This is a genomic window from Salmonella sp. NW1250 (assembly GCF_051812965.1).
Lineage (GTDB): Bacteria > Pseudomonadota > Gammaproteobacteria > Enterobacterales > Enterobacteriaceae > Salmonella > Salmonella enterica.
In genome coordinates, this window is sequence record NZ_JAMNDD010000036.1 from 1 (window position 1) to 985 (window position 985).

General features: G+C 59.9%; 1 protein-coding gene and 1 pseudogene. Both read left to right on the forward strand.

The features are described 5' to 3' along the window. Positions 1–681 (forward strand): GDP-L-fucose synthase family protein (locus NBA72_RS24105; RefSeq protein ID WP_439005037.1); only part of this gene is annotated, 681 nt, incomplete at its 5' end. Positions 682–683: 2 nt separating this feature from the next. Beyond that, positions 684–985: pseudogene (locus NBA72_RS24110) on the forward strand (GDP-mannose mannosyl hydrolase); the annotation flags it as partial.

Genomic DNA, 985 nt, shown 5'->3' on the forward strand with positions numbered 1-985 from the left:
CTGCACAACGTGAACAAACTGCTGTTTCTCGGTTCGTCCTGTATCTATCCGAAACTGGCAAGGCAGCCGATGGCGGAAAGCGAGCTGCTGCAGGGAACACTGGAGCCGACCAACGAGCCGTACGCCATCGCCAAGATCGCCGGGATTAAACTGTGCGAGTCCTACAACCGGCAGTACGGTCGCGACTACCGTTCGGTGATGCCAACCAACCTGTACGGCCCGCATGATAATTTCCATCCGGACAATTCACATGTGATCCCGGCGCTGCTGCGCCGCTTTCATGAGGCCGCGCAGAGCCACGCGCCGGAGGTGGTGGTGTGGGGCAGCGGCACGCCGATGCGTGAATTTCTGCACGTTGACGATATGGCGGCGGCCAGTATTCACGTGATGGAGCTGGCGCGCGAAGTGTGGCAGGAGAACACTGCCCCGATGCTGTCGCACATTAATGTCGGCACTGGCGTGGACTGCACCATTCGCGAGCTGGCGCAGACCATCGCAAAGGTGGTGGGTTACCAGGGCCGGGTGGTGTTCGACGCCGCGAAGCCGGACGGCACGCCGCGTAAATTGCTCGACGTCACGCGCCTGCATCAGCTTGGCTGGTATCACGAAATTTCACTGGAGGCAGGGCTTGCCGGTACTTACCAGTGGTTCCTTGAGAATCAGCAACGGTTCCGGGGGTGACAATGTTTTTACGTCAGGAAGATTTCGCCACCGTGGTGCGGACCACGCCCCTCATCTCCCTCGATTTCATCGTGGAAAACGGCCAGGGGGAAATTTTACTGGGCCAGCGTCTCAACCGTCCGGCGCAGGGCTACTGGTTTGTGCCGGGGGGGCGGGTGTGCAAAGACGAAACGCTGGAAGCCGCCTTTGCACGCCTGACGCAGGCGGAACTGGGCGTGCGTCTGCCGCTGGCGGCAGGGACGTTTTATGGCGTCTGGCAGCACTTCTATGACGACAACTTTTCCGGTGAGGATTTTTCAACTCA